The organism is Cupriavidus sp. 01T418 (assembly GCF_056398885.1).
Window position 1 is genome coordinate 274,245 of record NZ_JBFTQG010000001.1, and the last position, 18,963, is coordinate 293,207.

Here is an 18,963-nt window from a genome sequence, read left to right on the forward strand (position 1 = left end):
TTGCGCGATTTTCATGAGTCTCGAAGATTCCCCGGAGCAATCCGAGCTTGACGCCGGCGCGTTGCCAGACGACCGCTATCGCCTCACCCATTCCTCGCAGATCGGCACGGTGCTGCGCGACCTCGCGTGGCAGAAGTGCATCCTGAACGTGCGTGCGCATTCCGCGCACGAGATGGTCACCACCGTGTTGCATGTGGACCCGGCCAGCCGCACCTTCGTCTTCGACTGGTGCCCCACCGAGCCCGAGCGCGAGGCGCTGCTGATTTCCAGGGAGAATGCCTTTTCGGCATCGTTGCGCGGCGTGCCGGTGAACTTCATCATCGGTACCCCCGAGACCACCCAGTTCAAGGGCGGTCCGGCTTTCACCGCGCCGTTCCCGGAGAAGCTCTACCATTTCCAGCGCCGCCGCCATTTCCGCGCGCGCACCCTGCTGACCAAGGGCTACGTTTGCACCATCAAGATGAGCGACGGCACCGTGCTCAAGCTCGATATTGCCGATCTCTCGCTTTCGGGCGTCGGCTTGCGCTCGAAGACCGTGGATGCCACGAAATTGCCGGTCGGCTGCACGATCGCGGGCGTCCAGCTGGATTTTGGCTCGCTGGGCAAGCTCGACCTGAGCCTGCAAGTGGTGGGCCACTGGCTTGCCGGGCGCGATGACAGCGCCATCCACCATTTCGGCTGCGCCTTCTCCAATCTCGATGGCCGCATGGAGAACTTCCTGCAGCGTCTGGTGTTCGCCCTGGAGCTGGCCAGCCGCGGCTGACCGACCGAGGCGCGGGGGCGGTTCCTTCCCGCCTGGCCCGCGCTGATGCGGCTCAGGCGGCGATCAGCTTGCCAATAGCCCCCGCGGCTTCACGCATGGGCGGCAGCAGGCGCGAGATCATCTCGGCCTCCGACACCTGCGCCGCGCGCACGCTCACGCTGATGCCCGCCATCACACTCCCCGAGATGCCCCGCACCGGCACCGCGATGGCGCGCAGGCCCGGCTCCAGTTCTTCGTCGATCACCACGTAATCCAGCTCGCGCGCGTTGGCGAAACTGGCTTCCAGCTCGGGGCGCGAGATCTTGGTCTGCAGCGTGCGCGGGCGCAGATCGACGTGGTCGAAGAAGTCCTCCAGCGCCGGCTCGGCGAGATGGGCCAGCAGCAGGCGGCCGATCGAGGTGCAATAGGCCGGCAAACGGCTGCCCATGCCGAGCGAATATGTGAGCACACGCTGCACTTCCGAGCGCACCAGGTAAAGGATGTCGGTGTCGTCCAGGATGGCGAGCGCCGTGGTCTGCTGGATGCGCGCGCTCAGGCTGTCGAGGATAGGCTGGGCCAGCGACACCAGCGAGGTCGACGAGAAATAGGCATGTCCCAGGTGCAGCACGCGCGGGCGTAGCGCGAACTGGCCAGCCTGCTGGCTGACGTAGCCAAGTTGCTCCAGCGTGTACAGGCAACGCCTGACCGATGCCCGCGAGAGTTGAGTGCGCTGGGCCACCTGGGAGATGGTGAGCGGGCGCTTACGCTCGGAGAAGGCCTCAAGCACGCTCAGGCCTCGCGCCAGCGACAGCATGAAATTCGGGTCGCCGGAAAAGCTGTTGAGAAGGTCGGCCTGGGGGCGGGCGACGCGGACAGTAGCGGCCGTTGCCTGGCCAGGGCTGCTAGGAGGAGGGGCGTCCATGTGAGCGAGTGCGCGCAGTTTGTTCGATAATCGCGCATCTTAAACCGGCCGGGCGCCCCGGGCCAGTGCTTTTGTTAAGTCCGCTCCCTGTTCTGGTGCGAGGAATCGGGCGGCGGATAAAAAATGTCGCCGTTTCAAGGTGGCGGCGACTGGAAGGAGTGCGTCACCAGGACGGGGGCCTTGGCGACGTTTCCACCATAGGACATCGCGCTCAGGCATGACATGCAACTTCGGAGGGGATTGAAGTATCGCGGGGACCGCTTTCGCCCCCGCCGCGGCAGGGCGGGTAAAATCGCGCCCTTGTTGCCGCCGCCGTCCCGCCCCGCAGCCGCCAGTACCGGGCGCCTGGCCCGGGCGGCGCCCGCAGTCCACCGCGCAGCCCCGAATCGAAGCCAGCCATGACCAACCAGCCCGAACTTTCACCCCAAGCCTACGACCAGGACGCCGACGGCGACAACGCAGAGAAGATCCAGGAGCCGCGCCTGTGGCGCGCCGACGGCTGGACCGCCCGCGTGATCAAGAACGAGGACGACGATGGCTGGGCTGTTGCCATGATCAAGGATGGCGAGCCGGAGCCCGCCCTGGTTGGGCCCTGGACCATGGGTCGGGATAAAAAGAACCCCAAGCCGCTCGATACCAACGCTTTTTCGACGCTGGTCAAGACGGCCTCGGAAGTGCTGCGCCGGCATGAGCAGCAGTTGCATGCCATGCTGCACAAGAGTGTGTTTGTGGATACGGATACGGGGCGTATCAGCGTGACGCTGGATATCGTGCCGGACGAGGATGATCCCTATGCGGTGCTGAGGGCGAGCGACGGGAACGGGGATGAGCTGGCGCAGGTGCGGGTGCCGGCAGGGTTCAAGCTGAGCAAGGCTAGTGCAGTGGATTGGATCGGGAACGAATACCGGAAACCGCGCTAGGTGGCTGGTTACATTGCCTGATGATGCATTAGCCCTGCGGCCCTGGCGCGAGCCGCGCGATTAGCGTGGCGTGCCGTGGATGCGTTGCCAGCAGGCTGTCTTTATCGGCCAGCTCGAATTCGCTGAACTCGAAACCCGGCGCTACCGTGCAGCCTACCAGCGAGACGCCGTCCGGATCGGTGCGCTCGGCGGCGAACCAGCAGCCGGCCTTGACCACTGCCTGGAACACCGCGTCGTCATGCGCGAGCGCGTTGCCCAGCCGGTGCGTGGTGAGGCGGCCGCCGTCCTCCAGCACGTGCACGTCGAGCGGGCAGCCGGCGTAGAAGTGCCACACCTCGTCGGAGCGGATCCGGTGCCAGGCGGAGTACGCCTTGTCGCACAGGAGGTAGTAGATCGCAGTGGAAGCGGCGTGCGTGGCCGGGCCCCCATTCGCGCCTTCGCGTGCCACGCGTGCCATATCGCGATGCGTCTCGCGGTAGTAGCCGCCTTCGGGATGCGGCTGCAGGCCAAAGCGATGGATCAACTGGTCTTGCGCGGCGGGTTGGGCAGGCATGCGCGGCTCCGGGTTCGGTAGCCGCCATGATGCCCGCCCAAGAGCGCATCAAGCAATAAGCCAGACGCCAGGACGCCAGGACGCCAGCATTTTCGTTCCCCTTTGCATCCACGCCGCGTTGCCCGGCGTATCTGGTCTAACCACGCGATTCACGTGTGGCCGGACCAGCGCGATGCGCTGCTTCCCGCAAGCCAGCGGCGATCCGCCGATCGCCAGAAGGAGACCGTCATGAAGAACCAATGCCTCAAGCTGTTGATGACTTCGGCCGCACTCGCCGGACTTGCCGGACTTGCCGCCATGGCGGCTCCGGCACAAGCCTCGGGCCCCAAGGACAGCCCCGTGTCCGCGGACCGCTATGGCTACGTGTTCCACGCCTCGCGCTTCGATGTGTACAGCGACGGCGCCGACGCCAGCCGGCCGCGCAAGCCCGATCCGTTCTCCGACGGTGCGAAAAAACTGGCCGGCATGGACCGCACCGGCGTCTCCTCCGACCCCGCCCGGCAGGTCGATCCCTACCAGGACGGCGCGCAAAAGCTGGCCGGCATGGACCGTAGCGGCGTTTCCTCGGACCCTGCTCGCAAATTCGATACGTTCCAGGATGGCGCCAACGCCTGACTATCGGCGCGATAGCCTGAACCACGCCTGACCATCGCGCCAACGTCGGCACCGGCCATTCGTTCAGGGATTTTGACGTTGGCATGCAAGACAACGAACTGCACCGTGCCCGCCTTGGTGGCACACTACGGCTTATGCCCGTCGGCGCGAGCGTGTCGCTCGCGCCGGATACCTTGACGGGGCGGAACAAGCGCAAATGCGCAAGAGCGGGAGATTGGTGTGGGCGAGTTGCAGTCCTTGCTGGAGAGCCACGGCGTCACGCTCGTGTTTCTCAACGTGCTGGCCGAGCAGGCCGGGCTGCCGGTGCCGGCCGTTCCCATGCTGTTCGTCGCCGGCGCGCTCGGCATGCGCGAGGGCGGCCCGGCGCTGGGCGCGGTGCTGGCGGCGGTCATCCTGGCGTGCCTGATTGCCGATACGGCCTGGTACCTGGCCGGCAAGCGCCTCGGCCAGCCCATGCTGCGCACCATCTGCCGCGTCTCGATCTCGCCCGACAGCTGTATCCGCCAGACCCAGTCGCTGTACCTGCGCGTGGGTCCGCGCTCGCTCATCTTCGCCAAGCTGCTGCCGGGCGCCGGCGCGCTGTCCACGGCCATGGCGGGCATGACGTCCACGCCTTTCCTTGTCTTCTTGTTCTATGACACGCTCGGCGCGCTGGTGTGGGCTGGCGGCGCACTGCTGGTGGGCGTGGTGTTTACCGATTTCGTCGAAGTCATCCTGAGCGCGCTCAGCACGTATGGCCCGGTGGCCGTGATGTTGCTGGTGGCGGCGTTCGGGGCCTTCGTGGCGTGGAAATTCTGGCGCCGCGTGCGCCTGCTGCGCCGCACGCAGCGCGTGCCGCGCATGTCGGTGAGCGAACTGGAGGCGCGCCGGCTGGGCGATCGCTTTCCGCTGGTCCTGGATGTACGCAGCGACGCGGCCGAACGCATCCCCGGCGCCATGATCATTGACCTGAACGCGCCGCTGGCATTGCTTTCCGACCATCCGCGCACGACTGATATCGTCATCTACTGCGCGTGTCCGCATGAGGTATCGGCCGCGATCCTGGCGGAGCGGCTCAAGTCCGCCGGCTATGCCAATACCTGGGCGCTGGCCGGCGGCTTCGACGAGTGGAAGCGGCTGCATGGCGTCGTGGAAGACGTCGCTGCGGAGACGCTCACGCCACACGCGCACGTTCCCGGCGTGCCGCGCTAGCGGCGGCGCAGGCCGTAAGTCAGCAGCCGACCCAGTAGGCGTAGCCCACCAGCCGGTCGCCGAGGAAGTACAGGCGGTACTGGTCGCCGTCGCCATCCAGCGTGTAGAGCGTGGTGTAGGCAAGGTGTTCGAGGGGATCGCTCTCGTCGCGGTCGGCGGGGCTGCGCACCTTGTCCGGCGCCTCGGCCATCTTCCAGCGCGGGTTCTTGTGCAGGGCGGCGTTGAGCTGCTTCAGCGTGGAAGCCGCGGTGATGTCGTGGCCTTCGAGCTTGAGCGTCAGGCCGGCCGGGATGCCGTGCAGCGCGCGGATCACGGCGTCGCCGCTGCGGCCTACTTCGATCAGCGCATCCGGATAGCGGTAGTCCATCAGGTGCTCTTCATCCAGCGCCGTACCACACTCGTCCTGGTTGGGCGTGATGTCGGGCGGCTTGCCCCACGCTGCCTGGACATCCGCCATACTGGTCAGCCCGCGCAGGGCTACCAGCGGACGGGCCAGCGGCGCGGGCGCGAACGTGGCCGTGTCGTCCGGCTGGGCGGCGTCGTCGCGGCGTGCGGCCAGCGCATCCGAGGCGGCCGCGGCCGTGGGGGCGGCCGGCGCCGGTTCATTGCGCTCGCAGCCGGGCAGGGCAGCCAGCGCGGCGCAGGCGGCGAGGGTGGACAGGCAGCGGGACAGCGCGGGGCTGTCGGTGTCGTTCAGGCGGAGCATGTTGCAAGAATAGCCGCTAAGGCAGGGACTGCGTCGGGAGCGCAACCATACACCGAAGCGCGCCCGCTGAAAATGCCCGCGTGTGGTCTTCCGCACGCCGTGGCGCCGCCTATACTTGGGCGGGGATCTGTCAGGGAGGCCCGGCATGCCAGTCGAAGACCAGGTTTCCGGAGACGAGTTGGCCCGCATCGCGCGCCGGCGCCGGCAACTCGGCATTGCCAGGCGCATCCGCGATGGCGACGGCAACTGGGCCCTGGCCCTCTCCGGCGGCGGGATTCGCAGCGCTACCTTCTGCCTGGGCGTGATGCAGGCGCTGGCAAAGGCGCCAACGCCGCCGGTGGCCGGTGCGCCGCCGCATGCGGTCACGCAGGAACACGGCGCTCCCGAGGCCACGCAGGACGCCGTGCAGGAAGGCGATGGTCCCGCGCCTGCCGTCGCCGTGCCCCCGCCGGCCACCACCGCATTGCTTGGCCAGTTCGATTACCTGTCCACCGTCAGCGGCGGCGGCTATCTCGGCGCCTTCTTCTGCAGCCTGTTCGTGCCGGGCCGCCTGATGCCGGGAACGACGCCGCCCGAGGCGGCCGCGCTGGCCTATCGCACGCTGCAGCAGGAGCCGCCCGGGCGCATCCACTCCTCGGTGTCCTACGCTGCCGATCCCGGCCGCGCCGCCGTGGCCTGGCTGCGCGAGAATGGCCGCTACCTGACGCCGACCGGTGCCGGCGATGCGCTCTACGCGGCCTCGCTGATGGTGCGCAACTGGTTCGCCATGCAATACGTGATCGGCAGCGCGCTGCTATTGCTGCTGGCCTTGCTGGCGCTGGCCCGGCATCTCGCCGTGGGCACGTGGCTCGACCTGGGCCGGCATGAGATGGACCTGCTGCACGATGCGCGGCAGGTGTTCAACGAGGGTGGCCTGGCGATCTGGTGGAGCGAATTGCTGTGGCTGCCGCTGGCCGCGCTGCTGCTGTGCGCGGTGCCGCCCGGCCTCGCTTACTGGCTGGTCTACCCGCCCGCCGGCGACGGACCGCCGGCGTTGCGCTTCGGCAGTCTCGCCACCCGCCTTGCCGCGCTGGCCGGCGTGGCGATGCTGGGCCTGGCCGCCTGGCTGCACAACCTCGGGCCGGGACTGATGGTGTCCTGCCTGTTGCTGGCGATGGCGGTGCTGACCCTGCTGGGCGTGGCATGCTGCTTTGGCCTGTGCCGGAGCCAGCCTGCCACCGTGCAGGCCTATCGCGTGCGCGCCACGCGCGTGCTGAGCCATGCCATTGCCGTGGTGCTCTGGCTCGCGGCGCTGGGTGCGGCGGATACGGTGGCGCGTACCTTCTATCTCTACACACAGGCCACCGGCCATCCCTGGAGCGCGCTCGGCCCGGCGGGGGCGCTGGGAGGCGTAGTCTGGCTGGTCCGCTATGGCGCCGGCCTGCTCGACGGCAAGGGCAGCGATGGCAAGGGCGTTACCTGGCTGTCGCGGCTGCCGGTGTCGTTGCTGGCTGGCATTGCCGCCGCGCTGGTGGCACTGCTGGTCTTCGTGCTGTGGTCCTGGCTGGTACTGTGGGTCCGTTGGAACGGGCGCGAACCGGTCGACTGGCTGGTGTTCGGCACGGCCTACACCGCGCCGGTGCTGTGCGCGCTGAGCGCGCTGGCGCTCGGGCTCACGCTGATTGCCGGACGTTTTGCCGGTTTCCTGAATCTCTCGACGCTGCAGCAGTTCTACTCGGCCCGCCTGACCCGCGCTTACCTTGGCGCATCCAACGGACAGCGCTTCGCGCCTGGCAGCGCCGCGGCGCCGGCGCGGCAGCACGCCATCCAGCGCGCCAAGCTCAGCGTGGCTGAGCCCGAGGCCGGCGATGCGCTCAGCCTGAATACCTATTACGACCCCGCCATGCTGGCGCCGCTGCACCTGATCAACGTGACGCTCAACCTCACCGTGGACCCCGCCGAGCAACTGGTGCAGCGCGACCGCAAGGGCAAGCCGCTGTGCATCGCGCCGGGGCCCTACAAGCTGCCGCCCACGACCGCCCGCGCCGTGCCCGCCGATTCCTTCGTGCGCTTCACGGTGGACGGGCAGCTGTTTTACCCTGAGACGCACAAGGCGGGCGGCAGCGAGCTGTCGCAGTCGCGCACGCTTGGCGACTGGATCGCCACCTCCGGCGCGGCGATCTCAACCGGGCTGGGCCGCTCCACCACGCTGGGTACTTCGTTGTTGCTGGGCCTGGCCAACCTGCGCCTGGGCACCTGGTGGCCGTCGTATCCGCTCGATGCCGGCAGCGCACCGCGTGCCGGCGGCGCCGACCGCGACCGCGTGCAGGCGGACCGCGCCGGGTCGCCCTGGCTGGGCGGATTTATCACGCTGTTCCCCACCCAGTACTACCTGGCCTGCGAGCTGAGCGCGCGATTTCACGGCACGCGGCGCGGCTGGCAGTATCTGTCGGACGGCGGCCATTTCGAGAACACGGCGGTGTACGAGCTGCTACGTCCCGAGCGCGGGGTGACGCTGATCGTGCTGTGCGATTGCGGGGCGGATCCCGAATATCGGTTTGGCGATCTGGCCAACCTGATCCGGCTGGCGCGCATCGACATGGGGCTGGAGATTGCAGTGGACACCGCGGCTGCCCGCGACGATGTGCTCGGCAGCGTGTTCGGCACGCCAGCGGATTTCCTGCCGGCGGCGCGCCCGGCGTCCAGTGGGAAGTGCGCGATCCTGTTGAACGTCTTCCGCGCCGGCGAACCTGCCGCCACGCGCCGGCCCGTATCGCGCATCGTCTTGCTCAAGCCCTGCCTGATCGGCTCGGCGCCGGTCGACGTGCGGCAGTATGGCGCCGGCCATCCCGCGTTTGCGCAGGAGCCGACCAGCGACCAGTTTTTCGATGAAGCACAGTGGGAGAGCTACCGCGAGCTGGGCTTCGCCATCGGCCAGCGCGTGTTCGGCGGCGGGGCGGACGGCGACGCGGCGGCGCGCGCCCTATGGTTGTACTAGGCGCGCCCGGCACGCTGGCGGCGGTCGTTGGTGTCGTGCGAGACCGCTACCAGTTCGCGCAGCAGGTGCCCGACCTGTTCGGTGAAATCGTAAGCGGCAGCGGCGGGTTTTTGCGCAGCGGTCTTGCGCGCTGCGACGCCGCGCCGTGCGCCGGGGCTCAAGCCCGTTGCATGCCCGATTTCATCCGCTCGACCACCTCGAAGACGATCATGCCGGCCACCATGGCGGCGACAAAACCCGCGGCCTTTGGATAGCCCGCACCCATTGCAACCAGCGCGGGTCCCGGGCAGAAGCCTGCCAGGCCCCAGCCGATGCCGAATGCAGCGCTGCCCAAGACAAGCCTCGGCGTTATCCAGGTGCTGGCAGGCAACTGGATGGGCAATCCCAGGAACGAGCGCGTGCGGCGTTTGGCTATGAAGAAGGCGAGCGAGCCGACAATGATCGCACCGGCCATCACAAAGGCCAGGGACGGGTCCCAGCGGCCCGCCAGGTCGAGGAAGCCCAGCACCTTTGCCGGGTTGGCCATGCCGGAAACCATCAGGCCGATGCCGAAAATCAGGCCGGCCAGCAATGCGGCGACTGCGGTCATGTCAGCCTCCAATCATGTGTCGATGTACGAAGACGGTCAGAAAGCCCGCCGCCATGAAGGTCAGGGTCGCGACCAACGAGCGGAAGGACCCGCGCGAGATGCCGCAGACGCCGTGGCCGCTCGTGCAGCCGCTTGCGTAGCGGGTACCGAGGCCGACCAGGAAGCCGGCGGCCACGATTTCGCTCCAACCGGCCTGAATGTCGGGAGTCGCCGGCTTGCCGAGCAGACTGGCGAGGACGGGAGCCCCGACCAGCCCGACGAGGAAGGCCGCGCGCCACGCCATGTCATTGCGCGGCAAGCCGAGCAGCCCCCCGAGGATGCCGCTGATGCCTGCTATGCGGCCGTTGAACAGAACAAGAGCGGCAGCCGCCGCGCCGATGATGAGTCCCCCCGCCAGCGACAAGCCAGGTGTGAAGTTACCCAAGTCAATCAACATGTCCCCTCCTTGTCGGCACAAAACTGCGCATGCAGCACGGCCATGACGGCAAGCGCCTCCTGGCTCGCAATGGAATAGAAGATGCTCTTGCCCTCGCGGCGCGTTGTTACCAGACCGCTCTCGCGCAGCACGCCAAGCTGCTGGGAGAGCGTTGGCTGCCGAATACCGAGTTGCGCCTCCAGGTCGCTCACGCATAGCTGGCCCTGGGACAACTGGCACATCAGCAGCAGCCGGTCCTGGTTTGCCAGCACCTTGAGCAGCGCGCAGGCTTGTGCCGCAGCGGCCTGCATGGCGCCAAGGTCAATGGCGGGATGGGTTTCGCGCATCGTGTGCTCTCAATTTCAATATTTATAGTATATGGAAAAATAAAATGTTTAGGAATAGAATGTGTTGCATCGTGTCAGGGTCGGCCCTTGTCGTCCGTCGCGGCGGCGCAGACAATGAGACTCCCGCACCTTGCGGCAACCGAGAGAAACCGATAATGACTGCCGCCGCTGCTGCTGCTGTTGCCATCGTCCCCGGTGCCACCGCGTTGTCGCAGCGCCTCGAGCGCGAGACCGCGGCGCAGCATGATGTCTTCGATCGCTTCGGCACGCTGCCGCAACGCCATTCCCATCCGCGGTGAGCCATCGTGGATGATGCCAACGCAGCCTGCGCGCGCGAAGACGTACCGCCGTCCAGGCCGGCCGGATTGCGCGAGGGCGATACGCCGCTGCGGCTGGCGCGCACCCGCACGGCACGGCTGCTGCTGACCGCGCTGGCGCTGCTCAGCCTGGGCGTTGCCATTCTCGGGCTGTTCTTGCCTGGCCTGCCCAGCACGGAGTTCGTGCTGCTGTCCGCCTGGGCCGCAGCCAAGGGCTCGCCGCGGCTGCATGCCTGGCTGCTCGGCCACCGCGTGTTCGGCCCCATGCTCTACAACTGGCACCACGGCCGCATGGTCAGCCGCCGGGCCAAATGGAGCGCCACCGTGGCGATGAGCATTTGCAGCGGCGTGCTGCTGTTCGGCATGAATCGCCCGTGGCTGGCCTACGCGGCGATCGCCTGCATGGCCTGCGTGCTGGCGTGGTTGTGGCGCCGGCCGGAGCCGGCGGGCTGATGCGCTGGGAAGGTGAAGGCAGAGCGGGCCGCACACGCGCAGCACCGGTCCCGCAGCGGATGACCATCATTCACTCTCGGTATCTTCCGTTTTCGGCCACTGCTGCGCCCCATGCAGGAACCGGATCAGTTCAATGCGTCTCGCGCGGTGCTTCAGCCGGTAGACCACGATGAACGGCGTGCGGCTGATGACCAACTCGCGCGTACCGTCGACGCGCCCTGGTCGCCCCATTTCGGGATGCAGGACCAGCATATCGGTCTGCCGCTCGATCTCGTCGAGCTGGCCCAGCGCGGCGACTGGATTATCCTGCGCGATGTAGTCGATGGCAGCCTGGCGAGCGCGGCGAGCACGTGGCGTCCATACCAACTCCATCACTTGACCTTGCCTGCAATTCGGGCCTTCAGGGCTTCGCGTTGACGCTGCATATCATCCTTGACGACTTCGTGCTGCACCCATACCGTATTCGGGTCGTCAGCCTCGGCCAGGCCTTGCTGCACCTGCTCGCGGAACCACCGGTCATGCTCGGCGGCTTCGTGCGTGCGCCTCAGCGCCTCGGCGCGGTCTGGCCGGGTTCTGCCGCTGGCCTTCTCGTCCGGGTTCCACTGCTCGACATTGAAGGAACCAACAACCAGGCCAAGCCCACGCAGCAGCGTGAGCGCCTGGAGGGGATTGCCGAAGCGTCGCGGCTCACTGCCACGCGCCTTCGCGAGTACGACTTCCCCGCCTTTGCGGGTGGCGATCTGGACAATGAATTCGCCGCCCAGGGCCTTGAGGGTGACGCCGGCGACGCCGCCTGCGTCCGTGGCAGCTCGCAACTGTTCGAGGGTCAGGGTGTCCATGAGAGGTCTCCCGTTGCACATGTTAATTGTTATGATAGTGCACGCATAACAATTAACATGCAATCCTAGGCTGCAGAGCCATGGTGCTTTCGTCACCCCCGGATATACAATTGCAATGTATATCCAAAGGGAGATGTCCATGCAAGTAGCCAAGTGGGGTAACAGCCTCGCCGTGCGTCTGCCGGTGAGTGTTGTCGAGGCGCTGGAGCTTCGTGAAGGCGACGATATCGAGATCGTGGTCGACCAGCCGCGCACGTTTGCGATCCGCAAGAAACCTGGGGCGGACGAACTGCTCAAGCGGCTGCGGCGCTTTCGCGGCAAGTTGCCTGCCGATTTCAAATTCAGCCGGGATGACGCGAATGAGCGAGGGTAACGCGCGTCGGCCCAAGATTTTCATCGACAGCAACGTGGTGCTCTATCTGCTGTCGGACGATGCCGCGAAGGCGGATCGCTCGGAAGCGCTGATGCGCAGCAAGCCCACCATCAGCGTGCAGGTGCTGAACGAAGTGACGAACGTCTGCGTGCGCAAGCTGCGGATGGACTGGAGCGAGGTGGGGCAGTTCCTGGATGCGGTGAAGAGCCTGTGCCACGTGATACCGCTGACGAGCGAGGTGCACGACCTGGCCCGACGAGTGGCTGAGCGGCACGGCCTGTCGTTCTACGACGCCTGCATTGTAGCCGCCGCTTCGATCGAGGGCTGCCAGGCGCTCTACACCGAAGACATGCATCATGGGCTGATCATCGAGGACAGCCTGACACTGAGAAATCCGTTTGTCTGAGCTTCCAGGGATTTTGTTCAAAACCCGGACAAGGCTTGATATCCATGAGCAGGCCTGAACACCATCCCTAAGCGGTCTGTGCTTCGCGCGGCTTCGCGGTCTTCGCCGCTTTCGCTGCCTTTGCCGGCGCCGCGGGCCATGCCAGCATCGCGGCCGCCGCCACTGCCTCCAGCGCATCGCGCGACGCACCGTCGCGCGCCTGCATCGACATGCCCTGCATCACCGTGTTGTAGAACCTGGCCAGCGCGGCCGCGTCGGTGCCGCGCGGCAGTTCGCCGTGCGCGATGCCCTGCTCGATGCAGGCCTGCAAGGCCAGTTCCTTGTCCTTGCGGCGTTCGCGCAGCGTGTCTTCGATATAGGTGCAGTCGGCCGGGCAACTGGTGCCGGTCATCAGGAAGCAGCCGGCCGGGTTGCCCTCGGCGCTGAACAGCGCAGCGGCGCCGGCCAGCAGCCCTTGCACCGCTTCACGTGCGCTGCCCGCGCCTTGCAGCGGCGCGTAGAGCAGGGCGCCGTGCGTGTCCGCGTAACGGTCCACGGCCTCGTAGAACAGTTGCTCCTTGCTGCCGAAGGCGGCATACAGGCTGGGCGCGGTGATCGCCATCGCGTCGGTGAGCGCGGCGATCGAGGTGGGGCCATAGCCATGGCGCCAGAACAGCACCAGGGCCTGGCCCAGCGCCGCGTCGCGATCGAATTGCCTGGGCCGCCCGCGGCCTGCACCGGAATCACTCTTTTTCATAGTGGTCATTATAATTTTCCGTTGCCAGGGACGCCAGTGGTGATTAGTATAGTGATCATTCAATAAATTGCCGCGCCTGCTGGCGTTCGCCATGATCCCTTATTCCCTGCTTGACCTGTCGCCTATCGTGGAGGGCGGCGACGCCGGCCAGGCCATGCGCAATTCGCTCGCGCTTGCGCAGCACGCCGAGCGCCTGGGCTACCGCCGCTTCTGGCTGGCGGAGCATCACAATATGCCGGGCATTGCCAGTGCCGCCACGGCGGTGCTGATGGGCTATGTGGCCAACGGCACTTCCACCATCCGCGTGGGCTCGGGCGGCGTCATGTTGCCCAACCATTCGCCGCTGGTGGTGGCCGAGCAGTTCGGCACGCTGGCATCGCTGTTCCCTGGCCGCATCGACCTTGGCCTGGGCCGCGCGCCCGGCACCGACGCGTCCACCGCCCGCGCGCTGCGCCGCAGCGCCACGCAGGATACCGCCGATGCCTTCCCGCAGGATGTGGAGGAGTTGCAGGCGTACTTCGACGATCCGCGCCCCGGCCAGCGGCTGCGCGCGGTGCCCGGCGCGGGCCTGAAGGTGCCGCTGTGGCTGCTCGGGTCCAGCCTGTTCAGCGCGCAGCTGTCGGCGGCGATGGGCCTGCCCTTTGCCTTTGCCTCGCATTTCGCGCCGGGCTTCATGCGCCAGGCGGTCGACCTGTATCGCCAGACCTTCCAGCCATCGGCGCAACTGTCCAGGCCGCACGTGATGCTGGGCCTCAATGTGTTCGCGGCGGATTCGGATGCGCAGGCGAGGCGGCTGTTCACATCGCTGCAGCAGCAGTTCCTGGCGCTCGTGCGCGGCAGTCCCGGCCCGATCCGCCCCCCGGTGGACAATATCGAGCTGCTGTGGACGGAGACCGAAGCCACGCATATCCGGCGCTCGCTGGCCTGCTCGGTAGTGGGGGATCCTGAAGGCGTGCGCAATGGCCTGCGCAACTTTATCGAAGACCTGCAGCCGGATGAACTGATGCTCACGGCGCAGATCCATGACTTCGAGGCGCGCCTGCGGTCGTTCGAGATTGCCGCGCAGGCCATGCGGGCGGCGGAGCCGGTGGCGAAGATCGTGATTTGAACGAGGCTGTCCGCATGGGAAGAAGCCCGCTGCCGATTCGGCGCGGGCTTTTTTTCTTTTTGTGGACGTTGGGGCCGGCGCGAACCTCGTCATCCCAAATCGCCCACGATCTTGCCGGCAAGCTTTGCGAAGCCTGCCTACAATGTGCGTTTCGCCGCGCCTGCTTGCGCGTGGCCCCAACGCCGCCGGCAACCGGCACGCAAGACGCGGCTGGTATGCCAAGTGCGGTTCCATGCAACCCGCGGAGCACAACGCATGACCTTGAGCATCACCAAACGCAGCGCGGCCCGCCCCTGGATGGAGGAGAAAAGGGATGCGTGAAAACAGGAAGCACCATGGCAGCGGCGCCGGCGTCGAGGCGCCGGACCTGAGCGCGGTCAAGGCCCTGGTGTTCGACGTATTCGGCACGGTGGTGGACTGGCGCACCAGCGTGATTGCCGACCTGACCGCATTCGGGCGGAAGAAGGGCATCGATGCCGATTGGGTCGCCTTCGCCGACGCCTGGCGCGCCGGCTACGTGCCCGGCATGGAGCGCGTGCGCAAGGGCGAGCGGCCGTGGGCCAATATCGACGTGCTGCATCGCGAGCGGCTCGATGCGCTGCTCGACCAGTTCGGCATTGAAGACCTGGGCGAGGCGGAGAAGGACTATCTGAACCGCGCCTGGCACCGGCTCGCGGGCTGGCCGGATAGCGCGCCCGGGCTTGCGCGGCTGAAGCAGCGCTACATTATCTCCACCTTCTCCAACGGCAGCGTCCCCTGCCTGATCGATATCGCCAGGCATGCCTGCCTGCCGTGGGATGCGGTGTTCAGCGCGGACATCGTGCGCCACTTCAAGCCGGAGGCGGAGATCTATCGGGGCGTGATTGCCTTCCTCGACCTGCAGCCACACGAGCTGATGCTGGTCGCGGCGCACAACAACGACCTGCGGCATGGGCGCTCGCATGGCATGCGTACCGCCTATGTCAACCGGCCCGCGGAATATGGACCGAACCAGTCGAAGGACTTGGCGGCCGAGTCGGACTGGGATGTGGTGGTGAGCAGCCTGACGGAGCTGGCGGATCGGATGTGCGACTGAGTCTGGCGACGCCGCCCGGCACGCACGGTGGTGCCGGATGCGTCCGCCGGTGCACATCGGTGGCAGGTGCGGCCACTGCGCGCCCGCTGCACATGGCATGAAGGAGTTTGCCCAAGCTGCTCCTTGTCGGATACATTAGGACTCCCGGTCGCCCACGCCGCAACCCCGCGGCCCAGACAGAGGCAAGCCAGAACCGGGACATGGCGGACCCGTCCGCGCACCGGCGCCGGCCCGGCGATCCGCCAGGAGACGACAAGGAGACGACGATGGACCTGCGGCAACGCGAGCACATCGACACGGTAGTCCAGCTCACCACCCGGGCCGGCGCGCCGATGCTGTGCGCGCCCGAAGCCATCATCCAGAATTCGTGGCGGCGCTGCGTGCACCAGCACGGGCTCGACCCGGCGCGCATGCAGCAGGCCTGCATCCTGCCGCAGACCCGGCTGCGCGAGCACCAGCAACGCATCGACGATTTCGCGCGGATCGCGCGCCACGGCCTGCAGACGCTCTACAGCCAGGTGGCCGGCATGGGCTATGTGGTGCTGCTGACCGATGCCCAAGGCGTGACGGTGGACTATCTGGGCGACGCCAACGCTGATGCTTCCCTGCGCCGCGCCGGGCTGTACCTGGGCGCGCAGTGGAGCGAGTCCGGCGCCGGCACCTGCGCCGTGGGCACGGCGCTGGCCACCGGCCAGGCGCTGACCGTGCACCAGGCCGACCATTTCGATGCCACGCATATCCCGCTGACCTGCACCGCGGCGCCGCTGTTCGATTCGCACGGCAGCCTCTGCGCTATCCCCGACATCTCCGCGCTGACCTCGCCGCAGGCCAAGGACAGCCAGGGCCTGGCGCTGCAGATGGTGCGCATCTACGCCAGCCATATCGAGAATGCCAGCTTCCTGCGCAGCCACCGGGAGGACTGGATCCTCAAGCTCAATGCCGCGCCGGAGTTTGTCGACGTCAACCCCGATTACCTGCTGGCGCTCGATGCCGGCGGCCGCGTCGTCGGCCATAACCGCCGGGCCCAGCAGATGCTGGAAGCCGAGCTGGGCACCGCGCCCGGCGGCGCGCCGGTGCTGGGCATGCCGTTCGAGTCGCTGTTCGAGGCGCGGCTCGACGAGCTCGGCCGCTTCGTGCATTCGCGCCCGAGCGAACAGCGCGCACTGGCGCTGGCCCGCAGCGGCGCCCGGCTCTACTTGAGCGTGCTGCCGCCAGCCTTGCGCTGGCAGCGCGCTCGCGAGACCGGCGAGCGGAGCACGCCGCTGCAGGCGCCGCTGGCCGCGCTCTGCGGCGGCGATGCGGCACTGCAGCAACAGTTGCTGCGCGCCGCCAGGCTGGTGGATTCGCCCATCAACCTGCTGATCCATGGCGAGACCGGCAGCGGCAAGGAATATCTCGCCAAGGCCTTGCACCACGCCAGCTCGCGCCGCCATGGGCCTTTTGTCGCAGTGAACTGCGCGGCGATTCCGGAATCCCTGATCGAGAGCGAGCTGTTCGGCCACCTGCCCAACAGCTTTTCCGGCGCTGGCCCGCGGCCCAAACGTGGCCTGATCCAGGAAGCCGACGGCGGCACGCTCTTCCTCGACGAGATTGGCGATATGCCGCGCGAGCTGCAGTCGCGCCTGCTGCGCGTGCTGGCCGAAGGCGAAGTACTGGCGATTGGCGCTGCGCGTCCGGTGCCGGTCAACCTGCGCGTGATCTCCGCTACCCATCATCCACTTGACCAACTGGTCAGCAGCGGACGCTTCCGCGAGGACCTGTACTACCGGCTCAACGGCGCGCGGCTGATGCTGCCGCCACTGCGCGAACGCACGGACCTGGACTGGCTGATCGGCAAGATGCTGGGCACTGGCGAGAAACAAGCCGAGGTCAGCCTGTCGCCCGCGGCGCGCGCGCGCCTGCACGCGCATCGCTGGCCCGGCAACCTGCGCGAGTTGCGCAACGCGCTCGAATACGCGCGGGCGGTCTGCGACGACGGCCATATCGAGGTGGAGGACCTGCCCGAGGGCATCGGCGAGATGCCGCTGCAGCAAGGGCTGCTGCCCGCTTCCGCGAGCATGGCGCCGGCCGAAGCCGTGCCTGCGGCGGCACTACCGGTTCCCGCCTTCGACAGCCACCTGTTGCCGCCCGAAGGCATGCTGCTGATGCAATACCTGCGGGCGGCGGGCTGGAACCTGAGCGCGGTGGCGCGGCAGATCGGCGTCAGCCGGATGACGCTGTACCGCCGCATGGCGCGCTACGGTATCGAGTCACCCAACCAACGCGACGCGGGACACCACTGAGCTTGGCGGCGCGGTGTGCCATCGCCGCGCGCTACACCTGTTCACCGCCTGGACAACTGATGCTGTGACACCTGTCACGCCCAAGCCTGCGTACACCCCGCAACGCCCTCGCGCGGCCTTGTTTTCCTCGGGGTAATCCCGAGTTTTCGCCGCTGAAACCCGCTTTCGCTGGGTGGCACGCCCGTTGCGATATGCGTGTCGGAGCCTGGAAAAAAACAGGACGACAGGAGACAGGCATGGGTGAGCAAGCGCTGGCTGCACGGCCGCTGGTCGGCATCATCGCCAATCCGATTTCCGCGCGTGATATCCGCCGCGTGATCGCCAACGCCAACACGTTGCAACTGGCCGATCGCGTCAATAGCGTGCTGCGTCTGCTGGCCGCGCTTTCGGCTTGCGGGGTCGGCCGCGTGCTGATGATGCCGGACCGCGAAGGCATGCGCGTGCTGCTGGCGCGCCACCTGTCGCGCCGCCAGGGGCCGGACGCCGCGCTGCCCGAAGTGGAATACCTCGACATGCCGGTCACTGCGCGCGTCGATGATACCTTCCTGGCCGCGCGCAGGATGCGCGAGGCGGGCGTGGCCGCCATCATCGTGCTCGGCGGCGACGGCACCCACCGCGCGGTGGTGCGCGAATGCGGCACCGTGCCGATTGCCGGCCTCTCCACCGGCACCAACAACGCTTACCCCGAAATGCGCGAGCCCACCATCACGGGCCTGGCCACCGGCCTGTTCGCCAGCGGCCGCATCCCCGCCGCGCATGCGCTGGCCGGCAACAAGCGGCTGGACATCGCGATTGCCGGCGAGGGCGGCGCTCGCCACGACATCGCGCTGGTCGACGCGGTGATCTCCCACGAGCACTTCATCGGCGCGCGCGCCTTGTGGAAGACCGAGACGCTGGGCGCAGTCTACGTATCCTTTGCCGATCCACAGGCGATTGGCTTGTCCGCCATCGGTGGACTGCTGGAACCCGTGGGCCGGCACGAGCCGGGCGGCCTGGCGATCGAGCTCGCCGCGCCTGGCGAGGGCCGTTTCGCGCTGCGCGCGCCGATTGCGCCGGGCCTGCTGCGCGCCGTGCCCATCGCGGGCTGGGAGCGCCTGACCGACGGCGTGCCGCACCGCGTGCGCCAGCGCGCCGGCATCGTCGCGCTCGATGGCGAGCGCGAGCTGGTGTTCGGCCCGCAGGACGAAGTTACCGTGACGCTGCGCGAGCGCGCTTTCCTGAGCATCGACGTGGCGGCCTGCATGCGCTATGCCGCGGCCGCCGGGCTGATGCGCGGCGGGTGTGCACCGACACCGCAGCAACAACCGCCGCCGCACCGGCAACAGCAACAGCAACAGCAGCATCCCCCACCCCAGCCACTCACCGAGCTTCTAACCGCCACCACAAAACCTTGAAGG

General features: G+C 67.5%; 23 protein-coding genes. 13 read left to right on the plus strand and 10 right to left on the minus strand.

The annotated features are described in order from the left end of the window. Window positions 1-13 precede the first annotated feature (13 nt). Complete coding sequence (locus AC1DQ3_RS01245; protein WP_477118346.1) at window positions 14-763, plus strand: flagellar brake protein; 750 nt, start codon at window positions 14-16, stop codon at window positions 761-763. A 52-nt stretch (window positions 764-815) separates the two neighbouring features. Here AC1DQ3_RS01245 and AC1DQ3_RS01250 read toward each other — a convergent pair whose 3' ends face one another. Continuing rightward, the gene (locus AC1DQ3_RS01250; protein WP_477118347.1) at window positions 816-1,664 is read right to left on the minus strand and encodes an IclR family transcriptional regulator domain-containing protein; all 849 of its coding nucleotides are present in this window, start codon (window positions 1,662-1,664) and stop codon (window positions 816-818) included. Between the two features lie 398 nt (window positions 1,665-2,062). Here AC1DQ3_RS01250 and AC1DQ3_RS01255 point away from each other — a divergent pair, with 398 nt between their 5' ends. Then, complete coding sequence (locus AC1DQ3_RS01255; protein WP_477118348.1) at window positions 2,063-2,584, plus strand: hypothetical protein; 522 nt, start codon at window positions 2,063-2,065, stop codon at window positions 2,582-2,584. A gap of 28 nt (window positions 2,585-2,612) precedes the next feature. Here AC1DQ3_RS01255 and AC1DQ3_RS01260 read toward each other — a convergent pair whose 3' ends face one another. Further along, entirely contained in the window at window positions 2,613-3,137 is a 525-nt protein-coding gene (locus tag AC1DQ3_RS01260; RefSeq protein ID WP_477118349.1) for a cupin domain-containing protein, read from the minus strand. A 228-nt stretch (window positions 3,138-3,365) separates the two neighbouring features. Here AC1DQ3_RS01260 and AC1DQ3_RS01265 point away from each other — a divergent pair, with 228 nt between their 5' ends. Next, window positions 3,366-3,752 (plus strand): copper resistance protein CopQ, encoded by a 387-nt coding sequence (locus AC1DQ3_RS01265; protein WP_477118350.1) that lies wholly within the window; start codon window positions 3,366-3,368, stop codon window positions 3,750-3,752. A gap of 219 nt (window positions 3,753-3,971) precedes the next feature. Continuing rightward, window positions 3,972-4,943, plus strand: a complete 972-nt coding sequence (locus AC1DQ3_RS01270; protein WP_477118351.1) for a DedA family protein/thiosulfate sulfurtransferase GlpE — start codon at window positions 3,972-3,974, stop codon at window positions 4,941-4,943. 19 nt (window positions 4,944-4,962) lie between these two features. Here AC1DQ3_RS01270 and AC1DQ3_RS01275 read toward each other — a convergent pair whose 3' ends face one another. Further along, a complete protein-coding gene (locus tag AC1DQ3_RS01275; RefSeq protein ID WP_477118352.1) occupies window positions 4,963-5,649 on the minus strand; it encodes a hypothetical protein in 687 nt (228 codons plus the stop codon). Window positions 5,650-5,794: 145 nt separating this feature from the next. On the opposite strand from AC1DQ3_RS01275, the gene AC1DQ3_RS01280 reads away from it, so the two are divergent. Continuing rightward, window positions 5,795-8,626 carry a hypothetical protein gene (locus tag AC1DQ3_RS01280; protein WP_477118353.1) on the plus strand — a complete coding sequence of 944 codons (2,832 nt, stop codon included), beginning with the start codon at window positions 5,795-5,797 and terminating at the stop codon, window positions 8,624-8,626. Here the strand turns inward: AC1DQ3_RS01280 and AC1DQ3_RS01285 are convergent. Genes AC1DQ3_RS01285 through AC1DQ3_RS01300 form a run of 4 tightly spaced genes read right to left on the minus strand, consistent with a single transcriptional unit; the run spans window position 8,623 to window position 9,977 of the window. After that, on the minus strand, window positions 8,623-8,787 hold the full coding sequence (locus tag AC1DQ3_RS01285) for a hypothetical protein (RefSeq protein WP_477118354.1): 165 nt from the start codon (window positions 8,785-8,787) through the stop codon (window positions 8,623-8,625). The two genes, AC1DQ3_RS01280 and AC1DQ3_RS01285, sit on opposite strands and share 4 nt — an antisense overlap. Then, on the minus strand, window positions 8,784-9,215 hold the full coding sequence (locus AC1DQ3_RS01290) for a DUF6691 family protein (RefSeq protein WP_477118355.1): 432 nt from the start codon (window positions 9,213-9,215) through the stop codon (window positions 8,784-8,786). The genes AC1DQ3_RS01285 and AC1DQ3_RS01290 overlap by 4 nt, the downstream gene beginning before the upstream one ends. Before the next feature lies 1 nt (window position 9,216). Beyond that, a complete protein-coding gene (locus tag AC1DQ3_RS01295) occupies window positions 9,217-9,651 on the minus strand; it encodes a YeeE/YedE family protein (RefSeq protein ID WP_477118356.1) in 435 nt (144 codons plus the stop codon). Then, window positions 9,645-9,977, minus strand: a complete 333-nt coding sequence (locus tag AC1DQ3_RS01300; protein ID WP_477118357.1) for a metalloregulator ArsR/SmtB family transcription factor — start codon at window positions 9,975-9,977, stop codon at window positions 9,645-9,647. The genes AC1DQ3_RS01295 and AC1DQ3_RS01300 overlap by 7 nt, the downstream gene beginning before the upstream one ends. Before the next feature lie 155 nt (window positions 9,978-10,132). Here AC1DQ3_RS01300 and AC1DQ3_RS01305 point away from each other — a divergent pair, with 155 nt between their 5' ends. Together AC1DQ3_RS01305 and AC1DQ3_RS01310 are read left to right on the plus strand one after the other, a co-directional pair. Next, window positions 10,133-10,276: a hypothetical protein gene (locus tag AC1DQ3_RS01305; protein WP_477118358.1), complete on the plus strand. Its 144-nt coding sequence runs from the start codon at window positions 10,133-10,135 to the stop codon at window positions 10,274-10,276. A 6-nt stretch (window positions 10,277-10,282) separates the two neighbouring features. Beyond that, the gene (locus tag AC1DQ3_RS01310; protein ID WP_477118359.1) at window positions 10,283-10,747 is read left to right on the plus strand and encodes a YbaN family protein; all 465 of its coding nucleotides are present in this window, start codon (window positions 10,283-10,285) and stop codon (window positions 10,745-10,747) included. A gap of 66 nt (window positions 10,748-10,813) precedes the next feature. On the opposite strand, the gene AC1DQ3_RS01315 is transcribed toward AC1DQ3_RS01310, so the two are convergent. Both AC1DQ3_RS01315 and AC1DQ3_RS01320 read right to left on the minus strand, forming a co-directional pair. After that, a complete protein-coding gene (locus tag AC1DQ3_RS01315) occupies window positions 10,814-11,119 on the minus strand; it encodes a type II toxin-antitoxin system RelE/ParE family toxin (RefSeq protein WP_477118499.1) in 306 nt (101 codons plus the stop codon). Then, window positions 11,119-11,586: a hypothetical protein gene (locus tag AC1DQ3_RS01320; protein ID WP_477118360.1), complete on the minus strand. Its 468-nt coding sequence runs from the start codon at window positions 11,584-11,586 to the stop codon at window positions 11,119-11,121. Before AC1DQ3_RS01320 ends, AC1DQ3_RS01315 begins: the two co-directional genes overlap by 1 nt. Window positions 11,587-11,725: 139 nt before the next feature. Here AC1DQ3_RS01320 and AC1DQ3_RS01325 point away from each other — a divergent pair, with 139 nt between their 5' ends. Together AC1DQ3_RS01325 and AC1DQ3_RS01330 are read left to right on the plus strand one after the other, a co-directional pair. Then, window positions 11,726-11,959, plus strand: coding sequence for an AbrB/MazE/SpoVT family DNA-binding domain-containing protein (locus AC1DQ3_RS01325; protein ID WP_477118361.1), 234 nt, complete (start codon window positions 11,726-11,728; stop codon window positions 11,957-11,959). Beyond that, window positions 11,946-12,365, plus strand: coding sequence for a PIN domain-containing protein (locus tag AC1DQ3_RS01330; protein WP_477118362.1), 420 nt, complete (start codon window positions 11,946-11,948; stop codon window positions 12,363-12,365). Before AC1DQ3_RS01325 ends, AC1DQ3_RS01330 begins: the two co-directional genes overlap by 14 nt. A gap of 67 nt (window positions 12,366-12,432) precedes the next feature. Here AC1DQ3_RS01330 and AC1DQ3_RS01335 read toward each other — a convergent pair whose 3' ends face one another. Further along, on the minus strand, window positions 12,433-13,110 hold the full coding sequence (locus tag AC1DQ3_RS01335) for a TetR/AcrR family transcriptional regulator (RefSeq protein WP_477118363.1): 678 nt from the start codon (window positions 13,108-13,110) through the stop codon (window positions 12,433-12,435). A gap of 82 nt (window positions 13,111-13,192) precedes the next feature. Between AC1DQ3_RS01335 and AC1DQ3_RS01340 the strand changes: the two genes are divergently transcribed. The 4 genes from AC1DQ3_RS01340 (at window position 13,193) to AC1DQ3_RS01355 (ending at window position 18,960) form a co-directional block, all read left to right on the plus strand. After that, window positions 13,193-14,209 carry an LLM class flavin-dependent oxidoreductase gene (locus AC1DQ3_RS01340; RefSeq protein WP_477118364.1) on the plus strand — a complete coding sequence of 339 codons (1,017 nt, stop codon included), beginning with the start codon at window positions 13,193-13,195 and terminating at the stop codon, window positions 14,207-14,209. A 313-nt stretch (window positions 14,210-14,522) separates the two neighbouring features. Further along, on the plus strand, window positions 14,523-15,284 hold the full coding sequence (locus AC1DQ3_RS01345; RefSeq protein WP_477118365.1) for a haloacid dehalogenase type II: 762 nt from the start codon (window positions 14,523-14,525) through the stop codon (window positions 15,282-15,284). Window positions 15,285-15,550: 266 nt separating this feature from the next. Continuing rightward, complete coding sequence (locus AC1DQ3_RS01350) at window positions 15,551-17,566, plus strand: sigma-54-dependent Fis family transcriptional regulator (RefSeq protein ID WP_477118366.1); 2,016 nt, start codon at window positions 15,551-15,553, stop codon at window positions 17,564-17,566. A 236-nt stretch (window positions 17,567-17,802) separates the two neighbouring features. After that, window positions 17,803-18,960, plus strand: coding sequence for an ATP-NAD kinase family protein (locus AC1DQ3_RS01355; protein WP_477118367.1), 1,158 nt, complete (start codon window positions 17,803-17,805; stop codon window positions 18,958-18,960). The last annotated feature ends 3 nt before the right edge of the window (window positions 18,961-18,963 follow it).

Coding starts and splice junctions, on each gene's coding strand:
- AC1DQ3_RS01245 (WP_477118346.1), top strand. CDS start 14: ATGAGTCTCGAAGATTCCCCGGAGCAATCCGAGCTTGACGCCGGCGCG.
- AC1DQ3_RS01250 (WP_477118347.1), bottom strand. CDS start 1,664: ATGGACGCCCCTCCTCCTAGCAGCCCTGGCCAGGCAACGGCCGCTACT.
- AC1DQ3_RS01255 (WP_477118348.1), top strand. CDS start 2,063: ATGACCAACCAGCCCGAACTTTCACCCCAAGCCTACGACCAGGACGCC.
- AC1DQ3_RS01260 (WP_477118349.1), bottom strand. CDS start 3,137: ATGCCTGCCCAACCCGCCGCGCAAGACCAGTTGATCCATCGCTTTGGC.
- AC1DQ3_RS01265 (WP_477118350.1), top strand. CDS start 3,366: ATGAAGAACCAATGCCTCAAGCTGTTGATGACTTCGGCCGCACTCGCC.
- AC1DQ3_RS01275 (WP_477118352.1), bottom strand. CDS start 5,649: ATGCTCCGCCTGAACGACACCGACAGCCCCGCGCTGTCCCGCTGCCTG.
- AC1DQ3_RS01280 (WP_477118353.1), top strand. CDS start 5,795: ATGCCAGTCGAAGACCAGGTTTCCGGAGACGAGTTGGCCCGCATCGCG.
- AC1DQ3_RS01290 (WP_477118355.1), bottom strand. CDS start 9,215: ATGACCGCAGTCGCCGCATTGCTGGCCGGCCTGATTTTCGGCATCGGC.
- AC1DQ3_RS01295 (WP_477118356.1), bottom strand. CDS start 9,651: ATGTTGATTGACTTGGGTAACTTCACACCTGGCTTGTCGCTGGCGGGG.
- AC1DQ3_RS01300 (WP_477118357.1), bottom strand. CDS start 9,977: ATGCGCGAAACCCATCCCGCCATTGACCTTGGCGCCATGCAGGCCGCT.
- AC1DQ3_RS01305 (WP_477118358.1), top strand. CDS start 10,133: ATGACTGCCGCCGCTGCTGCTGCTGTTGCCATCGTCCCCGGTGCCACC.
- AC1DQ3_RS01315 (WP_477118499.1), bottom strand. CDS start 11,119: ATGGAGTTGGTATGGACGCCACGTGCTCGCCGCGCTCGCCAGGCTGCC.
- AC1DQ3_RS01320 (WP_477118360.1), bottom strand. CDS start 11,586: ATGGACACCCTGACCCTCGAACAGTTGCGAGCTGCCACGGACGCAGGC.
- AC1DQ3_RS01325 (WP_477118361.1), top strand. CDS start 11,726: ATGCAAGTAGCCAAGTGGGGTAACAGCCTCGCCGTGCGTCTGCCGGTG.
- AC1DQ3_RS01330 (WP_477118362.1), top strand. CDS start 11,946: ATGAGCGAGGGTAACGCGCGTCGGCCCAAGATTTTCATCGACAGCAAC.
- AC1DQ3_RS01335 (WP_477118363.1), bottom strand. CDS start 13,110: ATGACCACTATGAAAAAGAGTGATTCCGGTGCAGGCCGCGGGCGGCCC.
- AC1DQ3_RS01340 (WP_477118364.1), top strand. CDS start 13,193: ATGATCCCTTATTCCCTGCTTGACCTGTCGCCTATCGTGGAGGGCGGC.
- AC1DQ3_RS01345 (WP_477118365.1), top strand. CDS start 14,523: ATGCGTGAAAACAGGAAGCACCATGGCAGCGGCGCCGGCGTCGAGGCG.
- AC1DQ3_RS01350 (WP_477118366.1), top strand. CDS start 15,551: ATGGACCTGCGGCAACGCGAGCACATCGACACGGTAGTCCAGCTCACC.
- AC1DQ3_RS01355 (WP_477118367.1), top strand. CDS start 17,803: ATGGGTGAGCAAGCGCTGGCTGCACGGCCGCTGGTCGGCATCATCGCC.